We start from the raw sequence: 23088 nt of genomic DNA, 5'->3' as shown, positions 1-23088 counted from the left end.
TTCGCGCATCCCGCAACAGCGCCCACCCGTCCCACCCGTCCCACCCGGCCTCGCCCGCTCGAGCCCGTTCCCCGCCGCCGCCTCCTCCAGAAATCGAAGGGGATTGTCCCATCCCGCAGCAGTTCAGGGAGATCGAGAGGCTCCTGCGCAAAAATCCCCTTCGATTTCTGGAGGGGACGGGCGGGAGGGGACGGGCGGGAGGGGACGGGCGGACGGGCGGGAGGGGCTGCCGGGACGGACGCGACGGCGGCCGACAGAACCGACCGAGCCTCGCAGCCGACATCCGGCTCGTTCACTGATTTCGTCCCGTACTGTGACGACGTGGAAACCGTTCTTCTCTTCATCGTCGGCATCCTGGTCGTCGTCGTCGGTCTGGTGCTGTCGATCGGCCTGCACGAGATCGGTCACCTCGTGCCGGCGAAGCGGTTCGGCGTGAAGGTCGGGCAGTACATGATCGGGTTCGGCCCGACGATCTGGTCGAGGCGCAAGGGCGAGACCGAGTACGGCTTCAAGGCCATTCCGCTCGGCGGCTACATCTCGATGTCGGGCATGTTCCCTCCGCAGAAGACGGCCGAGGTCGGCGTCGACGCCGTCGAGAGCCGCGGGCGCACGTCCACCACCAGCCTCTTCGGAACCCTGACCCAGGACGCCCGCGAGGCCAGCGCCGAGACCGTGTCGGCCGGCGAAGAAGAGCGCACCTTCTATCGCCTGGCGGTGCCGAAGCGGATCGTCATCATGCTCGGCGGCCCGGTGATGAACCTGCTCATCGCGATCGTGCTGTTCGGCGTCGTGCTCTGCGGCTTCGGTACCCAGCAGCTCTCCACCACCGTCGGCAGCGTGTCGGAGTGCGTTCTCCCGGCGACGTCGACGGCGACCTCCTGCCCCGCCGGCGCGACGAGGGCGCCGGGTGCCGCCGCAGGCCTCACCGCCGGCGACAAGATCCTGTCGATCGACGGCACCAGGATCACGAGTTGGAATCAGTCCACCAGGATCATCCAGAAGGCGTCGGGCAAGAGCCTCTCGTTCGTCGTCGAACGCCGGGGCCAGAAGACGACCCTGGCCGTGACGCCCATCAAGACCCTCCCCTATGTCACCGACGCCAACGGGAACGTCGTGACCGACTCGGCCGGCAAGAAGGAGACCGAGCAGGTCGGCTTCGTCGGCATCGGCTCCGCGTACGAGCGGGTGCAGCAGCCGGTCAGCGCCGTGCTGCCTGCCGTCGGGAGCAACATCGCCGGAGTCGCGACCCTGATCGTGCACCTGCCGGAACGCCTCGTCAATGTCGGCCAGGCCGTGTTCGGCGGCGGCACGCGAGAAGCGAACGGCCCGGTGAGCGTCGTCGGTGTCGGCATCATGGCCGGGCAGATCGCGAGCACCGACTCGGTTCCGATCGTCGACCGGGTGAGCTACCTCGTGAGCCTCCTCGCCTCGCTGAACATCGCCCTGTTCGTCTTCAATCTCGTCCCGCTGATGCCCCTCGACGGCGGGCACGTCGCCGGCGCGATCATCGAGGGGTGCGCCGGTTCTTCGCCAAGCTGTTCGGGCGTCGCGATCCGGGTCCGATCGATATCGCGAAGGCCCTGCCGCTCACCCTGGCCGTGACGGTCATTCTCGGTGGGATGAGCCTGCTGCTCATCTACGCCGACCTGTTCAAGCCGATCTCGCTGGGCTAGCGCGTTCGCGGTGAAGCCGGCCGACGACGTGAGTCGGCGCGGGGTCGGGTGACATTCGGCTGAACACCACCTGAGGCCCAGGCATCGTTCGCACGCCTTTCAGGCCCCGAGGCTTACGATGAGAAACGTGCCTGCAGTCAACCTCGGAATGCCCAAGATCCCCGAAACCCTTGCTCCGCGCCGTAAGTCGCGCCAGATCAAGGTCGGCAAAGTGCTCGTCGGCGGTGACGCCCCTGTGAGCGTCCAGTCGATGTGCACCACCCCCACGACCAACATCAACGCGACGCTCCAGCAGATCGCCGAACTCACCGCCTCCGGGTGCGACATCGTCCGCGTCGCGGTGCCGAGCCGCGACGACGCCGAAGCCCTTCCGATCATCGCCAAGAAGAGCAACATCCCGGTGATCGCCGACATCCACTTCCAGCCGAACTACGTCTACGCCGCTATCGACGCCGGCTGTGCGGCCGTCCGGGTCAACCCCGGCAACATCCGCAAGTTCGACGACCAGGTCGGCAAGATCGCCGCCGCCGCCAAGGCGGCAGGAGTCTCGATCAGGATCGGCGTCAACGCCGGTTCGCTCGAGCCGAGCCTCATGCAGAAGTACGGCAAGGCGACCCCGGAGGCCCTCGTCGAGAGCGCCGTCTGGGAGGCGAGCCTCTTCGAAGAGCACGACTTCCACGACTTCAAGATCTCGGTCAAGCACAACGACCCGATCGTCATGGTCAAGGCGTACCGCCTGCTCGCCGAGAGGGGCGACTGGCCGCTGCACCTCGGCGTCACCGAGGCCGGCCCTGCTTTCCAGGGCACGATCAAGAGCGCGACGGCCTTCGGCATCCTGCTCTCCGAAGGCATCGGCGACACGATCCGCGTCTCGTTGAGCGCGCCGCCCGCCGAGGAGGTCAAGGTGGGCCTGCAGATCCTGCAGTCCCTCAACCTCCGTGAGCGCAAGCTCGAGATCGTGAGCTGCCCCAGCTGCGGCCGAGCTCAGGTCGACGTCTACAAGCTCGCGAACGACGTCACCGACGGCCTCGAGGGAATGACCGTTCCGCTGCGCGTGGCCGTCATGGGCTGCGTCGTGAACGGTCCGGGCGAGGCACGCGACGCCGACCTCGGCGTGGCCTCGGGCAATGGCAAGGGCCAGATCTTCGTCAAGGGCGAGGTCATCGCGACCGTGCCCGAAGAGCAGATCGTCGAGACGCTCATCCGCGAGGCCAACCGCCTCGCCGACGAGATGCCTCCCGGCTCGGTCGGTTCGCCCGAAGTCGTGACCGCGTAGGGCGGCTGGCAGTCACCCGACCGTCGAAGTCAGACCCCTGGTTTAGGCTGTGCGGGTGACAGACACCACCACCACCACGCCGACTCCGAAGGCCTCGGGCCCCGAGCCGATCACGGCAGACGAACTCCGTCGCGCGGGCGAGGTCGTCGCACGGGTGTCGGCAGCCTTCCAGGCCAAAGTCGTCGGGCAGGCGGGCCTCCGCGAGTCCCTACTGGTCGCCCTCGTCACCGGGGGCACGTCCTCCTCGAGAGCGTGCCCGGGCTCGCCAAGACCACGGCCGCGCAGACGCTGGCTTCGGCCGTCGACGCGAGTTTCCGCCGGATCCAGTGCACGCCCGACCTTCTGCCGAGCGACATCACCGGCACGCAGATCTACGACGCCCAGTCGTCGACGTTCGTGACCCAGCTCGGCCCGGTGCACTCCAACTTCGTCCTCCTCGACGAGATCAACAGGTCGAGCGCCAAGACGCAGAGCGCCATGCTCGAGGCGATGCAGGAGCGCCAGACCTCGATCGGTGGCACGGTCTACAAGCTCCCGCAGCCGTTCCTCGTGCTCGCCACGCAGAATCCCATCGAGCAGGAGGGCACCTACCAGCTCCCCGAGGCGCAGCTCGACCGGTTCCTGCTGAAAGAGATCCTCGACTACCCGACTCCCGCCGAGGAGGCGGAGATCATCCGCCGCATCGAGGCCGGCGTCTACGACGAGGCCGAGCACGAGCCGAACACCGGCGTCCACCTCGACGACGTCAGGCTGCTCCAAGACCTCGCCAAGCGCGTCTACATCGACCAGTCGATCGTCAACTACATCGTGCAGGTGATCTACGTCACCCGGCATCCGCAGCAGTACATCCCCGGCACGCTCGCCGACTACATCCAGTTCGGCGCCAGCCCGAGGGCGAGCATCGCCTTCACGCAGGCCGCCCGCGCCCTGGCGATCCTGAACGGCCGCGACTACGTCATCCCCGACGACGTCAAGCACCTCCGCCACGGCGTCCTTCGTCACCGCCTCATCCTCGGCTACGAGGCCGCGGCCGACGAGGTCAAGCCCGAGACGATCATCGACGCCATCTTCGGCGCCGTGCAGACGCCCTGAGCGCTGTGGCAGGCCTCCTCTACCGGGTGAAGACGAAGATGAGCATCTTCGCCCATCGAAAGACCCTCGACCTCCTCGAGGGTGGCTACGCGTCCGTCCATCGCGGCCGCAGCCACGACTTCGACGACCTTCGCGCCTACGTCCCGGGCGACGAGGTCAAAGACATCGACTGGAAGGCCACTGCGCGTCACGGCGAGCCGCTCGTCAAGCGCTACATCGCGTCGCGACGCCACAATCTGGCTCTGCTGGTCGACACGGGCCGCAACATGGCGGCCACTGCTGAGAGCGGAGAGAGCAAGAAGGACATCGCGATTATGGCGGCCGGAGCTCTCGCCTCGATCGCGACCCAGCACGGCGACGTCGTCTCCCTGATCGTCGGCGACGAGGGCGGAAGCCGCTCCTACCCGTCGGGGCAGAAGGACGAGCACTTGGAGCGTCTCCTGCGGGTGGTCGACGAGCGCATTCGCCTGGACGCCCCTCGGAGCGACGTCCTCGGCCTGCTCGACACCGTCGCCCGGCAGCTCACGATCCGCTCGCTCCTGCTGGTCGTCACCGACGACGTGCGCCTCGGCGATGAGCATATGCGTCTGCTGCGTCGGCTCCGTGCCCGTCACGAGGTCATCTGGCTGACGATCGGCGACGCCGACCTCATGCGCCAGGAGGGCAGTCGGGGCCCCGTCTACGACGTCCAGGAGGTCGCCGCCCTTCCCGCCTACGTGCGCTCCAATCGCGCCCTCCGCGGCCTCTTCGAAGAGGCCGCCGTCCAAACGGTCGTCGACAGCGAACGCGAGCTGCGACTCCTCGGCATCACGAGTCACCGCATCGGCAGCCAGGCCGACGTCGTACCCGGTCTCTTCGCCCTTCTCGAGAAGCAGCGCCGTGCTGAGCGATAGAGGATTCTTCGGTCCTGCGCAGTACGAGCGGTTCGTCCTCTACCTCGTCGTCGGTGTCCTGCTCCTGGCCCTCGTCGCCGCGTGCTACGTCTTCGTCATCCGGTACTCCCGCACCAGGTCGCCCCGACCCGCCGTTGCGGGTGCAGCGCGAGTCGATCTCGGCACGCTCCGTGGAAAGTACGCGGCGATGATCGACGAGGTCGAAGCCGCTTGGGTCGCGGGAGACCTGAGCGAACGAGCCGTCCACTCGCGGCTGAGTCTGCTCCTCCGCTTCTTCGCCTTCGAAGCCTCCGGCGTCGATGCGCAGGTGATGACGCTCAGCGATCTGAGGTCTTCGGCCCTGCCCTCCGTGACGGGTGCCGTCGAGCAGTTCTACCCGCCGGCGTTCCAGCTCGAGCATCCCGGTGACCCCGCCGCGGCGGTCCGCACGGCGCGCGAGGTGGTGAGCTCGTGGAGCTGATCTTCTGGTGGATGCCGCTGGCGGCCGCCGCGGTGGCCGGCGGCGGCGTCTGGCTCTACCTGGCCTGGCGCCGCCGCAGCCGGGCCCGGCTGCAGCGTGACGGTGTCCCGGTCGCGCACAGCGAACGCCTGACCGAGCTCCCGGAGTACCAGCGTGTCCTGCGACGCTATCGCGCGCTCCTCGCCGGCGTCCTGACGATCGTCGTCGTCGCGAGCGGGGTCGGCGTCCTCCTCGCGTCGCGCGTGTCGAGCGTCGAGGTCGTGCAGCCGCAGTCCTACAAGCGGGACATCATGCTCTGCCTCGACGTCTCCGGTTCGATGACCGACGTCGACGCCAAGATCGTCGACACCTTCGCCTCGCTGGCCAAGAACCTTCACGGCGAGCGCGTCGGTCTGACCGTGTTCGACAGCTCGGCGGTGCAGGTCTTCCCGCTCACCGACGACTATGACTACGTCAAGACCGAGCTCACCACCTACCGCGATTCGTTCCGGTCGCAGGGCGAGAGCGGGCTCCGGTACTGGACGGGAACCGACCTCGGCGAGGGCGCCTCACTCATCGGCGACGGCCTCTCGTCCTGTGTCCTCGGCTTCGACGGCGACAGCTCGAGCAAGCGGCCGAAGTCGATCGTCCTGGCCACGGACAACTACGTGAACGGCTCTCCGATCTTCACGCTCAAGCAGGCAGGAGACCTCGCCACCAAGCACGACGTCCGGGTCTATGCGATCGATCCCGTCGACTACAGCGCCGACGGCACCCCCGACACGGTGGCCACCCAGCTGAAAGACGTCGTCGACAAGACCGGCGGCGGTTTCTACGGACTCTCGAGCACCGATACCGTCCCGGCGATCGTGCAGAAGATCGACGACCAGGAGGCGGGCCTGTTCACCGGCGCGCGGCGGCTGGTCGTCAGCGACCACCCCGGGCCCCTGGTGGTGGCTGGGCTGCTCCTGCTGATGGCGTCGTTCGGTCTCCTCTGGCGGGTGCGGTTGTGAGCGCCGTCGTCTGGCAGCCGATCCTGCCCGCCCCCGTCTTCATCCTCGTCGCGGTCCTCTTGGGCGGATTCGTCCTGTGGCGGATCATCGCCGAGCGCAGCAGCCGCACGCTCCTCTTCGCCTGGATTCGTCGCGCCGCCATCGTGGCGCTCCTTCTCGTCATGGTCGCGCGTCCCGGGCTGCCCGGTGGCACGGCCAAGGCGTCGGTGGCCGAGCTGAATGTCTTCTTCGTCGTCGACACCACCTCCAGCGCCGCCGCCGAAGACTGGAACGGTCACCAGCCTCGGCTCGACGGCATGCGCGCAGACATCAAGGCGATCACCGACGATCTGGCCGGCGCTCGCTTCTCCCTCCTCTCGTTCGACTCGACGGCGATTCAGCGGGTACCGCTCACCGACGACGCGTCGGCGGTCGTCTCCGCGGCGACGGTCATGCGCCAAGAGGTCACCTACTACTCGCACGGCAGTAGCATCTCCGAGGCCGACTCGCTGCTCGCGAGCCGTCTCGCGGCCGCCCACAAGACCGACCCGCAGCGCGCGAACGTCGTCTACTACCTCGGCGACGGCGAGCAGACCGCGGGCAGCAAGCCGGGCTCCTTCGCCTCGTCGAAGAGCCAGACCTCCGGAGGAGGCGTGCTCGGCTACGGCACCTCGACCGGCGGACGCATGAAAGAGTTCGACGGCTACGGCGACCAGTACTCGTCGAACCGGTACATCAAAGACAAGACCCGGTCCGGATCCCCGGACGCCGTCTCGCGCATCGACGAGCCGAACCTGCGCGCCATCGCCTCGCAGCTCGGCGTGCCGTATCTCCACCGCGAGGCGGGAGGCTCGCTCGCCTCCGTCGTGAACGCCGAGCAGCACGGGACCGTGAAGACGGCCCAGGGGAGCACGGCGAGCATCGTCGACCTCTACTGGATCGCAGCCATCCCGTTCTTCCTTCTGCTGCTGGTCGACGTTGCCCTGATCGTCCGTGCGCTCGGCGACGTTCGGCCGGTTCGGCGACCTCGAGGGGTCACGACGACCGTCCGCGGGGTGCGTCGATGAGCACGCTGCTGCAGCCTCCGCTGGCCCCACCGCCTCCTCCGATCGACCCGGAGGCGGGCGTGCCGACCTCCCCGCCCGTCCCGCCGGAGATCGTCGAGTACCGTCGAAAGCTCCGCCGTCGGATGTTCGCCTGGTCGCTGCTCCCGGTCGTGATCGTGATCCTGGTGGCCCTCAAGCTGCTGAGCATGCCCACGTTCGCCGCCCTGTCCCAGGCGACCTATGGAGCAAAGCAGTACGACCGCAGCGTCGCGATGTCCGACGGCCTGGGGGTCGTGAACGTCTTCGAACCCTGGGTCAGGCACTTCGACCGCGGCGCCGGCCTCGCGCAGATCGGTGTGCTCGTCGATGCCCGGAACGAGCTCGAGAGCGCCCTCTCGCTCGTGCCCGCGAGCCACACCGACGCCTCGTGCATGGTCCGGACGGATCTCGCGCTCGTCGTCGAGCAGCAGGGTGACAGCGCAGTGCTCGACGGCACCTTCGACAAGGCCTCCGCCTTCTACAAGCACGCGCTGGCGCTCATCGCGGCCGCACCGGCCGGCTGCTTCGACACGCCGAACTCGACCGACGACCCGCCGACCAAGAAACCGCTCGACGACGCGAAGAGCCGCCTCGAGCAGAAGCAGCAGCAGGCCGAGCAGCAGGCGGGCGGCAGCCAGGGGCAGGGCGGTACCGACCAGGGCGGCCAGGGGTCGTCGGGCGGCGACGGTTCGAGCGACGGCAGCGGCCAGAGCAACGGCGGGCAGAACGGCGGCGGGTCGTCGGGCGACGGCTCGAGTGGGCAGGGTGGTTCGTCGTCGCAGGATCCCCTCGACAAGCTGCAGCAGAAAGACGGCGACGCCCAGAAGCAGCAGCAGCAGAACAACGACCGCAACCGCTACTTCGGTCAGAATCCCGAGCAGTACGACGGCAAGCCCTGGTGACGTGACCGCCCCCGGTGCGCCGATAGGCTAACCGGGTGTCCACTCGCCTTTCCCAGCTCTTCGTCCGCACCCTTCGTGAAGACCCCTCCGACGCCGAGGTGACCAGTCACCGCCTCCTCGTGCGCGCCGGTTACATCCGGCGGCAGGCCCCCGGCGTGTTCGCGTGGCTGCCGCTGGGACTGCGTGTCAAGGCGAAGATCGAGGCGATCATCCGCGAGGAGATGGCTGCGGCCGGTGCCCAGGAGGTCCACTTCCCGGCGCTTCTGCCGCGCGAGCCCTATGAGGCCACCGGTCGCTGGACCGAGTACGGCGAGGGCATGTTCCGGCTGCACGACCGCAAGGGCGCCGACTACCTCCTCGCTCCCACGCACGAAGAGGCGTTCACGCTGCTCGTGAAAGACCTCTACTCGTCGTACAAAGACCTTCCGCTGACGCTCTTCCAGATCCAGGACAAGTACCGCGACGAGGCACGCCCGCGCGCCGGTCTGCTGCGCGGCCGCGAGTTCACCATGAAGGACGCGTATTCGTTCGACGCCTCCGACGCCGGGCTCGATGCCAGCTATCAGTTGCAGCGCGACGCGTACGAGCGCATCTTCACGCGCCTCGGCCTCTCGTACGTCATAGTCAAGGCCGATGCCGGTGCGATGGGCGGGTCGAAGAGCGAGGAGTTCCTGCACCCCATGGAGGCCGGAGAAGACACGTTCGTCCGTTCCGTCGGGGGCTACGCAGCCAACGTCGAGGCCTTCACGACGATCGTCCCCGACGAGATTTCGCTCGCGGAGCTTCCCGAGGCCGAGCTGCTCGAGCCTCACGACACGCCCACGATCGACACGCTCGTGACGTACCTGAACGAGTCGCAGACCCGCGAGGCGGGGAGTGGGCCGCGTCCGACACCCTCAAGAACGTCGTGCTGGCGCTCCGTCATCTCGACGGCACTCGCGAGGTCGTCGCCGTCGGCCTGCCCGGCGACCGAGAGGTCGACATGAAGCGAGTCGAGGTGGCGTTCTACCCTGCCGAGGTCGAGGCCGCGGGCGAAGCCGACTTCGCCAAGCACCCGCTGCTGGTCAAGGGCTACATCGGGCCGCAGATCCTCGGCTCCGAGTCCGAGACCGGCATCCGCTACTACGTCGACCCTCGCATCGTTTCAGGATCCTCATGGGTCACCGGGTCCAACGCCCACGGCGTCCACGTGAAGGGCTTGGTCATGGGCCGCGACTTCACCGCGGACGGCGTGTACGAGGTCGCCCAGGTACGCGAGGGCGATCCTGCTCCCGACGGGTCGGGCCCCATCGAGACCGCCCGCGGGATGGAGATCGGGCACGTGTTCCAGCTCGGGCGCAAGTACGCCGAGATCCTGGGGCTCAAGGTGCTCGACGAGAACGGAAAGCAGGTCACCGTCACGATGGGTTCCTACGGAATCGGCGTGACCCGCATCCTGGCCGTCATCGCCGAATCGAACAACGACGACAAGGGCCTGGTCTGGCCGGCGAACGTCGCGCCGTTCGACGTGCACGTCGTCGCCACCGGGAAAGACGCGGTGGTCTACGAGGTGGCCGAAGAACTCGTGTCGGCGCTGGAGGGCGCCCGACTCGACGTGCTCTACGACGATCGCCCCAAGGTGTCGCCCGGCGTCAAGTTCGGCGATGCCGAGCTGCTGGGGGTTCCGAAGATCGTCATCGTCGGCCGCAGTGCAGCCGAGGGCGTCGTCGAGCTCTGGGATCGCGCGAGCGGTGAACGGATCCCCGTCCCCATCGCCGAGGCCGTCGCCAGCTTGACCGCTCCCCGGTAGGCGGGCGGGCAGCACCACTGCGCAGGCCCCGCTGGCAGGTGCGTCTCGACGGCGCAGCAGCGGGTAGAATATGTGCGCTGCTTGTGACGTCATCCAAGCAGCGACGAAACGAATTGAATATGGAGGCCACCGCCGTGGAAATTGACCTGAGCGTCCTGAGGCTCATGGAGCGCGAGCGCGAGATCCCCTTCGACGAACTCGTGGAGATCATCGAGCAGGCCATCCTGACCGCTTACCTCAAGCACGAGAACCAGCCCGAGGCCCACGGCGAGAAGCCGACGGCCCGCGTGGAGCTCGACCGGAAGACGGGTCACGTCTCGGTGTACTCGATCGAGCGAGACGACGAGGGCAAAGTCGTCGGCGAGGCCATCGAGACGCCCGACGACTTCGGCCGGATCGCCGCTTTCGCGGCCAAGCAGGTCATCAACCAGCGACTTCGCGACATCGGCGACGACAAGGTCCTCGGGCAGTTCAAGGGCCGCGAGGGCGAGATCGTCGCGGGTGTGATCCAGCAGGGTCCGAACCCGCGCATGGTCCACGTCGACCTGGGCTCGTTCGAGGCGATCCTGCCTCCCGAAGAGCAGGTCCCCGGCGAGAGCTACGCGCACGGCACCCGGATCCGCGTGTATGTGACCAGCGTCTCGAAGGGGCTCAAGGGCCCGAGCGTGACCGTCTCGCGCACGCACCCGTCCCTCGTTCGCAAGCTGTTCGCGCTCGAGGTCCCGGAGATCGCGTCCGGCGTCGTCGAGATCGTGTCGCTCGCCCGTGAGGCCGGCCACCGCACGAAGATCGCCGTTCGCGCGACCGAGCCCGGGGTGAACGCCAAGGGTGCCTGCATCGGCGAACTCGGGCAGCGCGTCCGCGCGGTCACGGCAGAGCTCAACAACGAGAAGATCGACATCGTCGACTACTCGCCCGACCTGCCGACCTTCGTCGCCAGCGCTCTGTCGCCCGCGAAGGTCTCGAGCGCCTTCGTGATCGACGCCGCCACCAAGGCGGTGCGCGCCCTCGTGCCCGACTACCAGCTCTCGCTGGCCATCGGCAAGGAGGGCCAGAACGCCCGCCTCGCGGCGAAACTGACGGGCGCGCGCATCGACATCCAGCCCGATTCCATCCTCGAAGACGACTAGGGCGTGTCTCTCGACCCGCGGCCGGCTCGCAGGATCGCGGGTTCGACCGTGGCGTCGTCGCCACGAGCGGACGAGGGAGTAAGATGATTCCTGTCAGAACGTGCATCGGCACTCGAACGCGCGCTCCACGATCCTCACTTCTGAGGGTCACGGCCCTCGATGGTCGCCTCGTGGTCGACACCACGGCGACTTCCCCGGGGCGGGGCGCCTGGTTGATCCCGACGATGCAGGCCTACGAATCGGCCGTCCGGCGCAAAGCTTTCCGCAGAGCGCTTCGGCTCGACTCCGAACCCGACACCAGCGAACTCCTTCGATACCTGCAGGAGCTCGAACACCCCCTCCCGTGACGAACGCGTCACGATCCCTGCGCCGGAGCCTCACCGCTCCGCCGCTCAACCCAAAGGCTGAATTGCTTATGGACAACTAATGAGCACCTCGAAATGAGTTGCGTCCAGCACTAATGGCTTCCTCCTGATTCCGGGTGGAGGCCCGAGACAGGAGAACAGTGGCTAAACCACGCGTACACGAGATCGCCAGCGAGCTCGGTATCGAATCGAAGATCGCGCTCGAGAAGCTCAAAGAGATGGGCGAGTTCGTCAAGGGCCCGTCGTCGAGCATCGAGCCCCCGGTCGCCCGCAAGCTTCGGGCCGCCTTCGCCGACCAGGCGAAGTCCGCGCCCGCACCCGCCAAGGCCGCGACCACGGCCAAGGCACCGGCTCCCGCGAGCAGCGCGCCCCGTCCGGGTGCACCGCGTCCCGCGGCACCCGCCCCGGCGCCCGCGCCCGCCCCGGCAGCGCCCGCTGCTGCCGCCGCCACGGCACCGGCTGCAGAATCCACCGCGGCCGAGTCCACCGAAGCGGTGCCGGCCCCGGCCGCCCCGCTGACCGTGGCCGAGCGTCAGGCTCAGGCCGAGGCGCAGCGCAACGCGCCGAAGGCGTCGAGCGACGCTCCGGCTGCCGCGACGGGCGCTCCGCGTCCTGGCGGCCCGCGCCCGGGTGCTCCGCGCCCCGGCAACAACCCCTACAGCTCCAACCAGGGCATGGGCCGTCCGACGGCTCCGCGCCCCGGCGGCTCGGGTGCTGCTGCGGCGGGCATGCCCCGCCCCGGTGGAGCAGCCGGCCCCCGTCCTCAGGCTCCGAGGCCCGGTTCGCCGCGTCCCGGTGCTCCCCGTCCCGGTGGGCCTTCGCGTCCGGGCGGCTTCGGCCAGCGTCCTGCGGGCGCCGGCGGGCGTCCCGGTGGCGGTGGCTTCCAGCGTCCCGGTGGCGCGGGTGCCGGTGCCGGTGCTCCCGGCGGCTTCCGTCCCGGCTTCACCAGCCCGCGTCCCGCGGGTGGCGGCGGTCGTGGCCGCGGCCCTGGCGGAGGAACCGCCGGTGCGTTCGGTCGCGGTGGCGGCAAGAGCAAGGCGCGCAAGTCGAAGCGGACGAAGAGGGCCGAATTCGAGATGCGGCAGGCGCCTTCTCTCGGTGGCGTCAGCGTCCCGCGCGGCGACGGCAACACCATCGTCCGACTGCGTCGCGGTGCCTCGATCTCCGACTTCGCCGACAAGATCGACGCCAGCCCCGGCAACCTCGTGACCGTGCTGTTCCACCTCGGTGAGATGGCCACGGCGACCGAGTCGCTCGACGAGGCCACCTTCGAGGTGCTCGGCGAAGAGCTGGGATACAAGATCCAGGTCGTCAGCCCCGAAGACGAAGACAAGGAGCTCCTCGAGGGCTTCGACATCGACCTCGACCAGGAGCTCGAAGACGAAGACGAGTCGGTCCTCGAGATCCGACCCCCGTCGTGACCGTCATGGGTCACGTCGACCACGGTAAGACGCGCCTCCTCGACGCCATTCGCAACGCGAACGTCGTCGCCGGCGAGGCCGGTGGCATCACGCAGCACATCGGCGCTTACCAGGTCTGGGCTCCTCACGAGGGCGTCGAACGCGCCATCACCTTCATCGACACCCCGGGCCACGAGGCGTTCACCGCCATGCGTGCTCGTGGTGCTCAGGTCACCGACATCGCGATCCTCGTGGTCGCTGCCGACGACGGCATCATGCCGCAGACGGTGGAGGCCCTGAACCACGCCCAGGCGGCCGGAGTGCCGATCGTCGTCGCGGTCAACAAGATCGACAAAGACGGTGCGAACCCGGCCAAGGTGCGCCAGCAGCTCACCGAGTACGGTCTGGTCGCGGAGGAGTACGGCGGGGACGTCATGTTCGTCGACGTCTCGGCTCGCAACAACACGAACATCGACAAGCTGCTCGAGGCCGTGTTGCTGACTGCCGACGCCGGTCTCGACCTCCGCGCCAATCCTGACAAGGACGCCCGCGGTATCGCGATCGAAGCTCGTCTCGACAAGGGGCGCGGCGCGGTTGCGACCGTCCTCATCCAGTCGGGTACGCTCCGTGTCGGAGACGCCATCGTCGCCGGAACGGCTTATGGCCGTGTCCGTGCGATGGTCGACGAGAACGGCGACGCGGTCGACGAGGCCTACCCCTCGCGTCCCGTCCTGGTGCAGGGTCTCTCGAGCGTTCCGCGAGCCGGCGACACCTTCCTCGTCACCGAGGAGGACCGCACGGCCCGTCAGATCGCCGAGAAGCGCGAAGCCGTCGAGCGCAACGCTCAGCTGGCCAAGGCCCGCAAGCGCATTTCGCTCGAAGACTTCACCCGTGCACTCGAAGAGGGCAAGGTCGAAGCGCTCAACATCATCATCAAGGGTGATGTCTCGGGTGCCGTCGAGGCGCTCGAAGAGTCCCTGCTCAAGATCGAGGTCGACGACAGCGTGCAGCTGCGCATCATCCACCGCGGTGTGGGTGCGGTCACCGAGAGCGACGTCAACCTGGCGACCGTCGACAACGCGGTCATCATCGGGTTCAACGTGCGACCCGACACCAAGGCTCGCGAGCGTGCTGCTCGTGAGGGTGTCGACGTGCGCTTCTACTCGGTCATCTACGCGGCGATCGAAGACATCGAGAACTCGCTCAAGGGCATGCTCAAGCCGGAGTTCGAAGAGGTCCAGTCGGGTGTGGCCGAGATCCGCGAGATCTTCCGCTCGTCGAAGGTCGGCAACATCGCCGGTGTCATCGTGCGATCGGGAACGATCACGCGCAACGCCAGGGCGCGCGTCATCCGCGACGGCGTGGTGGTCGGCGACAACCTCGCCATCGACTCCCTGCGTCGGTTCAAAGACGACGTCACCGAGGTCCGGACGGACTTCGAGGCCGGTATCGGTCTCGGCAAGTTCAACGACATCCAGATCGGCGACGAGATCGAGACGATCGAAATGGTCGAGAAGCCCCGCGTCTAGCGAGGTGAGTTGCGTGGCCCCGCAGGATCTCGTGATCCTGCGGGGCTTTCCCCACGAAAGGAAGCACCAAAATGGTCGACGACCAGCGGGCCCGCAAGATGGCGGACAGAATTCAGCAGATCATCGCGCGTCGCCTCGAGAAGGGCATCAAAGATCCTCGTCTGGGTTTCGTCACGATCACCGACGTCAAGGTGACCGGAGACATCCAGCACGCCTCGATCTTCTACACGGTGTACGGCACCGACGAGGAGCGGGCCGACACGGCCGCTGCCCTCAAGTCGGCGACGGGCATGCTGCGCACCGAGGTGGGCAAGAACATCACGGCTCGGCTGACACCGTCGATCGAGTTCATCGCCGACGGCATCCCCGAGAACGCGGCCGCCATCGACAAGCTCCTGCAGGAGGCGCGTCAGCGCGACGCCGAGAGTGCCTCGCTCGCGTCGACGGCCGAGTATGCCGGCGATGCCGACCCGTACGTCAAGCCCCGCGAGGTGGCCGATGACGACGAGGCCGACTACAGCCTCGACGGTCCCGCCGGTGGCTCGGACGAGCCCGACGGCGGTACCCGCTAGGGGTCACTCCGGGAGCGAGTAGCCCTCGTCGGCCGAACCCGTGACGAGTCCGTCACGGAGAAGGCTGGCGAGGGCTCTGTCGCGTTGTGCGGGTTCACCCCAGACGCTCTCGACCTCCGCTGCGGTGAGCGGGACGTCGCTGGCGCGGAGTTCCCGCAGGATCAGCCCGCGCACCTGCCGATCCGACCCCTCGTACTTCTTCTGGGTGCGCGCCTTCGGCCCCGCGTGCTCCGGCCGACCGGCCAGCAGCCACGCGCACCGATCCGCCAGCGGGCACACGTCGCAGCGAGGCGTCCGGGCGACGCAGACGAGAGCGCCCAGCTCCATGGCGCCGGCGTTGGTGTCTCGCGCGTCGTCGAGATCGGGTGGCAGCTGTCCCTCCATCAGCGGGAGGTCCCGTTTGGCGTTGGGCGCCCAGGGCTCGGCCAGGCCCTCGACGGCCCTGGCCAGGACGCGCCGGACGTTCGTGTCGACGACCGGCACTCGACGGCCGTACGCGAAGGCGGCGATGGCTCGAGCGGTGTAGTCGCCGATGCCCGGCAGCGCCAGGAGCTCGGAGACGTCGGAGGGGACGACGCCGCCGTGCCGCTCGGTGATGGCGACGGCGCAGGCGTGCAGGTTCAGCGCGCGGCGCGGATAGCCGAGGCGGTCCCAGGCCCGCACCGCGTCGGAGGCGGGACTCGCGGCCAGCGACGCGGGTGTCGGCCAGCGCTCCAGCCACTCGGCCAGCCGTGGGATCACCCGCACCACGGGCGTCTGCTGCAGCATGAATTCGCTGACGAGAGTGCCCCACGGTGTGAAGCCCTCGCGACGCCACGGCAGGTCGCGTTTGTTCTCGCGGAACCAGGGAACGATCGCGGGGAGATTGTCACCCCCAGAGCCTAGGCTTTCGGGCATGACGCGATGGGCACCGGAGAAGAAAGACACGGTCAGGGCGCTGGCGGTCGAGATCCTGCACAACTACGGCCACGGGCGCGCCTTCATCGCGGTCGACGGGCCGGACGCGAGGGCCGACGCCGTTTTCGCCGATGACCTCGTCGTCGCCCTGAAAGAGCAGGGGCACGCCGCCTTTCGGGCCTCGGTCGGCGACTTTCTCCTGCCGCGCGCTCAGCGTGCCATCGCGGGCGAGAACGCGATCGACGAGTTGACCTTCCGTCGCGTGCTGATCGAGCCGTTCCGCATGGGCGGCAGCACCGGGTGGGTGCCCGCGGCATTCGACGCGCGGGCCGATCGCCCGTTCGAGTCCACGTGGGTCACGGGCCCGGCCGACGCGCTCCTCATCGTCGACGGCGCCCTGATCGGGCGCGCCGAACTGGCCGGTCTCTGGAACTACGCCATCTGGGTCGAAGGCGGCGACACGGCCGACCGCAGTCCCGAAGCGCGCGGTCGCTCCGCAGCCGTCATCGACAACACCGACCCCGACCACCCGCGCCGCCTGTTCGACGACGCCTGCTGAACGTCGCGAGCGTGACCGGCACCCGACGCCCGGCACCCGCCATCAGGCTCGCCGGGGCTGAACTAGGCTGGGTGCTCGTGAACAGCGGCATCCTTCTCGTCGACAAGCCGCAGGGCATCACCAGTCACGACGTCGTCTCCCGGGTCCGCAAGGCGGCCGGGACTCGCAAGGTGGGCCACGCCGGCACACTCGACCCGATGGCGACGGGGCTGCTGGTGACGGGGATCAACTCGTCGACGCGCCTGCTCACGTTCCTGGTCGGCCTCGACAAGACGTACGCGGCGACGATCCGACTCGGGGTCTCGACGGCGAGCGACGACGCCGACGGCGAGGTCGTGACGGTGACGGACGCGTCCTCGGTCGACGAGCCGAGCCTCCTGCGCGGCATCGAGGCTCTGACGGGCGACATCCTCCAGGTGCCGACGACCGTGAGCGCCATCAAGGTCGACGGCAAGCGCGCCTACGCCCTCGCCCGTGAGGGCGTGGAGGTCGAGCTCACGGCCCGGCCGGTGACCGTGACGAGATTCGAGCTGCTGGCACGCCGCGACGTCGTGGTCGACGGTTCCGCTGTCGTCGACCTCGACGTGATCGTCGACTGCACGTCAGGAACGTACGTTCGCGCACTCGCTCGCGATTTGGGCGGCGGACTGGGTGTCGGCGGGCACCTCACGGCGCTCCGCCGCACCCGGATCGGTCCGTTCGACGTGGCCGACGCGGCCGAACTCGAGGGTGTCGACGTGGCCGCGCACCTGCTGCCGCCCTCCGGCGTCGCTCGTCGCCTGTTCGACGTGTTCGAGATGACGGCGCAGCAGACGATCGATCTGGGGCACGGCAAGAAGCTCCCGGTCGTGCGTTCGGACGACCCCGGGCCGATCGCCGCGATCACTCCCGACGGCCGGCTCGCCGGACTCGTGTCGGTCACCCGAGGCATCGTCCGTCCCATCGTCAACTTCCCAACGGATGAGGTCTCTTCGTGATCGAGTGGTTCACCTGGGTGCAGTTCGGCGTGGGCCTCGCAGCCGCGCTCTTCTGCATCGTCCTCGGCATCGCCCGCCGCATCCCGAACGACTACACCGTCGGCTCGCTGGCGCTCGTCGAGCTGCTCCTGGTTGTTCAGCTGGTGATCGCGATCGTGTCGCCGTTCGCGGGCAACCACGCATCCGGCAATGTCCTCGAGTTCTACATCTACCTCGTCGTCGCGCTCCTGCTGCCGCCGCTGTCGGTGATCTGGGCCCTGGTCGACCGCACCCGCTGGAGCAACGTCGTGCTCGGAGCCGGGGCCTTCGCGGTCGCCGTCATGGTCGTGCGCATGCTGCAGATCTGGACGGCCACGGTGAGCTGACCCCGGCGGGGTCGGCGCGGGTCGCCCGGGGGCCATATCCTTGACGTGATGGTTCAGAAGAAGTCAACACGAGCGGTCGGCATCGGCCGCGTCCTCATCGCTGTGTACGCGATCCTCGCCCTGGCGGCGACGGGGCGGTCCGTGTTCCAGATCGCCACCCAGTTCCAGCAGGCGCCGCTGGCGTACGCCCTGAGCGGGCTGTCGGCCATCGTCTACATCATGGCCACCGTCGCGCTCATCATGAGAGGTCGACGCTGGTACGCCATCGCGTGGGGCACCATCAGCTTCGAGCTCGTCGGCGTGCTCTTCGTGGGCCTGATGTCGATCATCGATCCCAGCGTCTTCGTGCCGAGCGCCAAGTACGCCCACTCGGATCACTCCACCGTCTGGACCTACTTCGGTATCGGCTACGGCTTCGTCCCCCTCGTCCTCCCCGTGCTCGGAATGCTGTGGCTCCGCCACACCCGGCCGGCCGTCGAAGCCGAGATCTCCGCGTCCGACGAGTCCGGCTCGGCTGCTTCCGCCGACGGCTCGGTCGATCCGCTGGCGGACGAGTCCGCGGCGGGCGCCTGATCGCCATGGACTTCTTCACCGACACCGCCGCCGTCCCGGAGGGCTTCGGTCCGTCGGCCGTCACGATCGGCAAGTTCGACGGCGTGCACCTCGGACACCGGGCCGTCATCGCCGAGCTCGAGCAGGCGGCGCGCGCCCGCGACCTCGTCTCGGCGGTGGTCACGTTCGACCGTCACCCCCTCGCGATCCTGCGCCCCGACGCCGTGCCCATGTCGCTCACCAGCAACCGCCAGAAGCGCGAGCTGCTCGACCAGACCGGTGTCGAGGCGACGCTGATGCTCACCTTCGACGACCGGTTGCGCCGTCTCACTCCCGACGAGTTCGTCGACCACATCCTGGTCGAGAGCCTGCAGGCCGAGGTGGTTCTGGTCGGCACCGATTTCCGGTTCGGCGTGGGCGGCAGCGGCAGCGTCGACACGCTTCGCGAGCTCGGCCGGTTGCGTGGCTTCGACGTCGACCTCATCCCCGACGTCCGCCCGGGCGACGGAACGCGCCGCGTGTCGTCCAGCTGGATCCGTGAGCTCCTCGACGCGGGCAAGATCGACGAGGCGGCCGTGCTCCTCGGCAGGCAGCCGTCCGTGCGCGGCGTCGTCGTCCACGGCGAGATGCGCGGCCGTGAACTGGGCTTCCCCACGGCCAACCTCGAGCCCCGCAGCGAGGGTTTCGTACCCGCAGACGGCGTCTACGCCGCGCGGGTCACGGTCGGTGGGCGCGTCTACGATGCCGCCGTGTCGGTGGGCAACAACCCCACGTTCGACGGCGTGCCCGAGAAGCAGGTCGAGGCGCACCTCCTCGACGTGTCAGTCGACCTCTACGGGCAGGAAGTGACGGTGTCGTTCATCCGGTACATCCGCGGCAACCTCCGGTTCGAGGGCCTCGAGCCTCTGATCGCGCAGATGCGGGCCGACGTCGACGAGATCCGCGAGCTCCTGGCCGTCACGGCCTGATCGTCGCGCACCGGCTCGTTCGCGCGGGCTCGCCGTCTGAGAGGGCCGCCCGGCTCCGGGGTACCGTGGGCCGATGCCTCGAAAAGCTCTCGTCACCGGCGCCACCGGCTACATCGGCGGACGCCTCGCCCCTCGATTGGTCTCGGCGGGGTTCGACGTCCGTGCCTTCGTGCGCACGCCCGAGAAGCTCGACGACGTGCCGTGGGCGGGTGACGTCGAGATCGTCCAGGGTGATCTGACCGATGCCGAGGCCGTCCGTCGGGCCGTGAGCGGGGTCGACGTCGTCTACTACCTGGCGCACGCCATGGCCGGCCGCGGCGACTTCGAGAAGGCCGAGCAGGAGGCCGCGCGGATCGTGGCAGCGGAAGCGGCTGCGGCCGGCGTCTCGCGCATCGTGTACCTCGGCGGCCTGCACCCCGACGGGGAGCTCTCGCGACACCTCGAGTCTCGGAAGAGGGTGGGCGAGATCCTACTGGGAAGTGGTGTGCCGACCGTGGCTCTCCAAGCGGGCGTCGTCATCGGGTCGGGCTCGGCGTCGTTCGAGATGATCCGCCACCTCACCGACATTTTGCCGTACATGCCGGCCCCGAAGTGGGTCCGCAATTTCATCCAGCCCATCGCCGTTCGCGACGTGCTGCACTACCTGATCGGTTCGGCCGATGTCGATCCGAGCGTGAACCGCACCTTCGACATCGGCGGCCCCGACGTCTTGCGCTACGGGCAGATGATGAACGGGTACGCCCTCGAAGCGGGCCTCAAACAGAGGCCGATCGCACCGCTCCCGGTGCTCACGCCCTGGCTGGCCTCACAGTGGGTCAACCTCGTGACTCCGATTCCCCGCGCCCTCGCGGTGCCCATCATCGCGTCGCTCCAGTACGACTGCGTCGTGCGCGAGAACGACATCGTCGACGTCGTGCCACCGCCCGAGGAGGGACTGACGGGCTATCGTCGCGCCGTCCGACTCGCCTTGGGAAAGATGCGGGACGGCGAGGTCGAGACGAGCTGGCAGGACTCCTCCGTGTACGGCGCCCCGAGCGACCCGCTTCCCAGCGACCCCGACTGGTCGGGGCACACCGTGTACACGGACGACCGCGAGATCGACACCAAGGCCTCGCCGGAGCAGCTCTGGCGGGTCATCGAGGGGATCGGAGGCGAGAACGGCTGGTACTCGTTCCCCCTCGCCTGGGCGGCGCGCGGCTGGATGGATCGTCTCGCCGGGGGAGTGGGCCTCCAGCGCGGCCGTCGGAGCGCCACGACACTGGGCACGGGCGACGCCGTCGACTGGTGGCGCGTGGAGAAGATCGACCGCGGGCGCTTCCTCCGACTGAGGGCCGAGTTCAAGGCTCCAGGAAAGGGGTGGCTCGAGATGTGGGTGGAGGAGCGGCCGCAGGGGTCGCACTACCGTCAGCGTGCCGTGTTCTTCCCGACCGGGCTGAGCGGCAGACTGTACTGGTACTCGATCCTGCCCTTCCACGGAATCATCTTCTCCGGCATGCTGAACAGGATCACGGCGACAGCCGAAACCGAACCGACGACTCAAGGAGCTCAGCGATGACTCAGGGCGAAAAGCTCGTCTTCCTCGGCGACAGCCTCACCGAAGGGGCGACTGGCAGAGCTGGTTTCCCGACGACGACGTCGTGAACCTCGGCGTCGGAGGCGACACCACGGCCGACGTGCAGGCGCGGCTCGACGCCGTCGTGCAGGCCGACCCCGACTCGATCGTGCTCCTCATCGGTACGAACGACTTCACCTCGAAGCGATCGGTCGAGCAGGTCGTCCGGGCGGTCGAGACCATCCTCGTCGACCTGCGCCGCCTTCTCCCCGGCGTGCGGCTCCTCCTGCAGTCGATCACGCCGCGAACACCCGAGTTCAGTGATCGCGTGCAGGATGCCAATCGTCACCTCCGCCAGTTCGCCGCCACGGTTCGCGCTCAATACCTCGACCTCTGGCCGGCCCTCGCCGACGGAGACGAGCTGAAGGGCGACTACAGCGACGACGGCCTCCACCTGAACGCCGCCGGCTACGAGGCGTGGCTCGGCGAACTGCGTCCCGGCCTGGAGCGCCTCCGAGACGAGCCTCCGATGAGTCGGCCGATCAGCATCATCCGCTGAGTTCTGCGCCGCATCAAGCGGCGCTTCGCCGGCACCGGCGGCAGTAGACTGGCCAGCATGCCCACACCGCAGAAGGCCGCCTTCCTGCGACCGGCGTTGGCACCGGGCTTGCTCGGAGCAATTGCGCTCGTCGCCGGTGTCGCCCTGGTCGACTCGACCATCTTCGTCGGGTTCCGCTACGTCGTCGCGATCCTGGCCGCCATCCTGTGCGTCTTCGCCTTCCGTGGTCGCGGCTGGATCTACCTGCCGTTCCTCGCGGCCATCGTGGTGCTCTGGAATCCCGTCTACGTCATCCCGATCGCAGGCCAGCCCTGGCAGATCCTGCAGTTCCTCGCGGCGCTCGTCTTCGTCGTCGTCGCGATCCGCGTGAAGGTCCCCTCGCCGGAGGCTCCGCCGACGTCGCGCGGGGCGGCGACGGCTCGTCGACGCTGACTTCCGGCCCACGGCCGCCTCGGTCAGACGGCCGCGAGCTGGCGCGCGATCTCCCGAATCTGCGCGGGGCCGACCCGGCAGCAGCCGCCGACGAGAGACGCCCCCGCCTCCACCCACGACGTGACGAGGTCGGCCGGGAATCCCGGCTCGCCGATCCAGGTGTGGTTCTTGGCGTCCCATTCTTCGCCGCCGTTCGGATAGACGACGATCGGCAGATCGGTGGTCGCCACGGCTGCGGCTATGGCCGCCTCCACCTCACCCGGATGGCTGCAGTTGATGCCGACGGCGACGATCTCGTCGACGCCCCGCGTCAGCGCGAACGCCTCTTCGAGCGGCTCGCCCGAGCGGAGTCGCCCGAACGACGCGGTGATCGAGAGCCAGGCCGGGATCCCGGTCCCGTCGACTGCGGCGACCAGGGCCTCGGCCTCGGCGAGGCAGGGGATCGTCTCGAAGGCCAGGAGGTCGGCTCCGGAATCGGCCAGCACCTCGAGTCGTGGGCGATGCCAGGCGCGCAACTCGGCGACGGTCAGGCCGTAGTCGCCTCGGTACTCGCTCCCGTCGGCCAGCATCGCGCCGTACGGTCCGACCGATGCCGCCACCAGGCCGTCCGGCCGCGCGACATCGCGGGCATGGACGGCGAGTTGCACGCTGCGGCGGAGGAGCCGGTCGGCGTCTGCGGCGTCGAGCCCGGCCTTGGCGACGCCCTCGTACGACACCTGGTAAGAGCCGGAGATCGCCAGACTCGCTCCGGCGTGGAAGAACGACTCGTGCGCGGCCGAGACCTGCTCGGGGTGCTCGTCGAGCACCCTGGCCGACCAGAGCCCGCCCGTCAGGTCGAGGCCGCGCGATTCGAGAAGCGTGCCGAGGCCGCCGTCGATGGCGACCGGACCGATGGACCGGAACATGGCATCACTGTAGCGCGCAGGCCGGTTCGGGTCGGATCGCGACGGTTCTCGGCGCCTCGGTCGTCGATTGCCACCGCCTCGGAGTAAAATCGCTTGATTGCGTCTACGGCCACCCGGGCCGCGCAGAGTAGGAGTCTGAATGGGCACGGAGATCGTCGGCGCGGCGGAGAGTCCCCTTCTGACCC

At 68.6% G+C, this 23088-nt stretch carries 19 protein-coding genes and 4 pseudogenes; 21 read left to right on the top strand and 2 right to left on the bottom strand.

What is annotated here, in order from left to right; all coding sequences use genetic code 11:
- Positions 1–321: 321 nt before the first annotated feature.
- The 13 genes and pseudogenes from QUE79_RS15590 to rbfA all read left to right on the top strand — a co-directional run bounded on the left by QUE79_RS15590 (position 322) and on the right by rbfA (position 15137).
- Positions 322–1673 (top strand): annotated as a pseudogene (locus QUE79_RS15590) (M50 family metallopeptidase).
- A 127-nt stretch (positions 1674–1800) separates the two neighbouring features.
- Positions 1801–2949, top strand: a complete 1149-nt coding sequence (gene ispG, locus QUE79_RS15585) for a flavodoxin-dependent (E)-4-hydroxy-3-methylbut-2-enyl-diphosphate synthase (RefSeq protein WP_286343873.1) — start codon at positions 1801–1803, stop codon at positions 2947–2949.
- A gap of 55 nt (positions 2950–3004) precedes the next feature.
- A pseudogene (locus QUE79_RS15580) lies at positions 3005–4041 on the top strand (AAA family ATPase).
- A 38-nt stretch (positions 4042–4079) separates the two neighbouring features.
- Positions 4080–4934 (top strand): DUF58 domain-containing protein, encoded by an 855-nt coding sequence (locus tag QUE79_RS15575; RefSeq protein ID WP_286343872.1) that lies wholly within the window; start codon positions 4080–4082, stop codon positions 4932–4934.
- Positions 4921–5394, top strand: coding sequence for a hypothetical protein (locus tag QUE79_RS15570; protein ID WP_286343871.1), 474 nt, complete (start codon positions 4921–4923; stop codon positions 5392–5394). The genes QUE79_RS15575 and QUE79_RS15570 overlap by 14 nt, the downstream gene beginning before the upstream one ends.
- Positions 5385–6386, top strand: coding sequence for a vWA domain-containing protein (locus QUE79_RS15565; RefSeq protein ID WP_286343870.1), 1002 nt, complete (start codon positions 5385–5387; stop codon positions 6384–6386). The genes QUE79_RS15570 and QUE79_RS15565 overlap by 10 nt, the downstream gene beginning before the upstream one ends.
- Positions 6383–7432: a vWA domain-containing protein gene (locus tag QUE79_RS15560; protein ID WP_286343869.1), complete on the top strand. Its 1050-nt coding sequence runs from the start codon at positions 6383–6385 to the stop codon at positions 7430–7432. Before QUE79_RS15565 ends, QUE79_RS15560 begins: the two co-directional genes overlap by 4 nt.
- Positions 7429–8352, top strand: coding sequence for a hypothetical protein (locus QUE79_RS15555; protein ID WP_286343868.1), 924 nt, complete (start codon positions 7429–7431; stop codon positions 8350–8352). The genes QUE79_RS15560 and QUE79_RS15555 overlap by 4 nt, the downstream gene beginning before the upstream one ends.
- Positions 8353–8387: 35 nt before the next feature.
- Positions 8388–10141: pseudogene (locus QUE79_RS15550) on the top strand (proline--tRNA ligase).
- A gap of 134 nt (positions 10142–10275) precedes the next feature.
- On the top strand, positions 10276–11271 hold the full coding sequence (gene nusA / locus QUE79_RS15545) for a transcription termination factor NusA (RefSeq protein WP_286343867.1): 996 nt from the start codon (positions 10276–10278) through the stop codon (positions 11269–11271).
- Between the two features lie 83 nt (positions 11272–11354).
- Positions 11355–11618 carry a YlxR family protein gene (locus QUE79_RS15540; RefSeq protein ID WP_286343866.1) on the top strand — a complete coding sequence of 88 codons (264 nt, stop codon included), beginning with the start codon at positions 11355–11357 and terminating at the stop codon, positions 11616–11618.
- Between the two features lie 158 nt (positions 11619–11776).
- A pseudogene (gene infB / locus QUE79_RS15535) lies at positions 11777–14565 on the top strand (translation initiation factor IF-2).
- A gap of 71 nt (positions 14566–14636) precedes the next feature.
- Positions 14637–15137 (top strand): 30S ribosome-binding factor RbfA, encoded by a 501-nt coding sequence (gene rbfA / locus QUE79_RS15530; RefSeq protein WP_286343865.1) that lies wholly within the window; start codon positions 14637–14639, stop codon positions 15135–15137.
- Between the two features lie 3 nt (positions 15138–15140).
- Here rbfA and QUE79_RS15525 read toward each other — a convergent pair whose 3' ends face one another.
- Positions 15141–16034 carry an HhH-GPD family protein gene (locus tag QUE79_RS15525; protein ID WP_286343864.1) on the bottom strand — a complete coding sequence of 298 codons (894 nt, stop codon included), beginning with the start codon at positions 16032–16034 and terminating at the stop codon, positions 15141–15143.
- Here QUE79_RS15525 and QUE79_RS15520 point away from each other — a divergent pair.
- The 8 genes from QUE79_RS15520 (at position 16033) to QUE79_RS15485 (ending at position 21998) form a co-directional block, all read left to right on the top strand.
- Positions 16033–16593 carry a nucleoside/nucleotide kinase family protein gene (locus tag QUE79_RS15520; protein ID WP_286343863.1) on the top strand — a complete coding sequence of 187 codons (561 nt, stop codon included), beginning with the start codon at positions 16033–16035 and terminating at the stop codon, positions 16591–16593. The two genes, QUE79_RS15525 and QUE79_RS15520, sit on opposite strands and share 2 nt — an antisense overlap.
- 71 nt (positions 16594–16664) lie before the next feature.
- Entirely contained in the window at positions 16665–17570 is a 906-nt protein-coding gene (truB, locus tag QUE79_RS15515) for a tRNA pseudouridine(55) synthase TruB (RefSeq protein WP_286346745.1), read from the top strand.
- Complete coding sequence (locus tag QUE79_RS15510) at positions 17567–17935, top strand: hypothetical protein (RefSeq protein ID WP_286343862.1); 369 nt, start codon at positions 17567–17569, stop codon at positions 17933–17935. Before truB ends, QUE79_RS15510 begins: the two co-directional genes overlap by 4 nt.
- A 48-nt stretch (positions 17936–17983) precedes the next feature.
- Complete coding sequence (locus QUE79_RS15505) at positions 17984–18508, top strand: hypothetical protein (RefSeq protein WP_286343861.1); 525 nt, start codon at positions 17984–17986, stop codon at positions 18506–18508.
- 5 nt (positions 18509–18513) lie between these two features.
- Positions 18514–19455, top strand: a complete 942-nt coding sequence (locus QUE79_RS15500; protein WP_286343860.1) for a bifunctional riboflavin kinase/FAD synthetase — start codon at positions 18514–18516, stop codon at positions 19453–19455.
- Positions 19456–19528: 73 nt separating this feature from the next.
- Entirely contained in the window at positions 19529–21010 is a 1482-nt protein-coding gene (locus QUE79_RS15495) for an SDR family oxidoreductase (protein WP_286343859.1), read from the top strand.
- Between the two features lie 82 nt (positions 21011–21092).
- A complete protein-coding gene (locus QUE79_RS15490) occupies positions 21093–21566 on the top strand; it encodes a GDSL-type esterase/lipase family protein (protein WP_286343858.1) in 474 nt (157 codons plus the stop codon).
- A gap of 57 nt (positions 21567–21623) precedes the next feature.
- Positions 21624–21998 carry a DUF6804 family protein gene (locus QUE79_RS15485; protein WP_286343857.1) on the top strand — a complete coding sequence of 125 codons (375 nt, stop codon included), beginning with the start codon at positions 21624–21626 and terminating at the stop codon, positions 21996–21998.
- A 23-nt stretch (positions 21999–22021) separates the two neighbouring features.
- On the opposite strand, the gene mmuM is transcribed toward QUE79_RS15485, so the two are convergent.
- Positions 22022–22903: a homocysteine S-methyltransferase gene (mmuM, locus tag QUE79_RS15480; RefSeq protein ID WP_286343856.1), complete on the bottom strand. Its 882-nt coding sequence runs from the start codon at positions 22901–22903 to the stop codon at positions 22022–22024.
- Positions 22904–23088: the final 185 nt, after the last annotated feature.

The organism is Frondihabitans sucicola (genome assembly GCF_030296615.1).
Taxonomy (GTDB): Bacteria; Actinomycetota; Actinomycetes; order Actinomycetales; family Microbacteriaceae; genus Frondihabitans; species Frondihabitans sucicola.
Note: the sequence above shows the minus strand (reverse complement) of the source record. Positions and strands in the feature narration are given on the sequence as shown.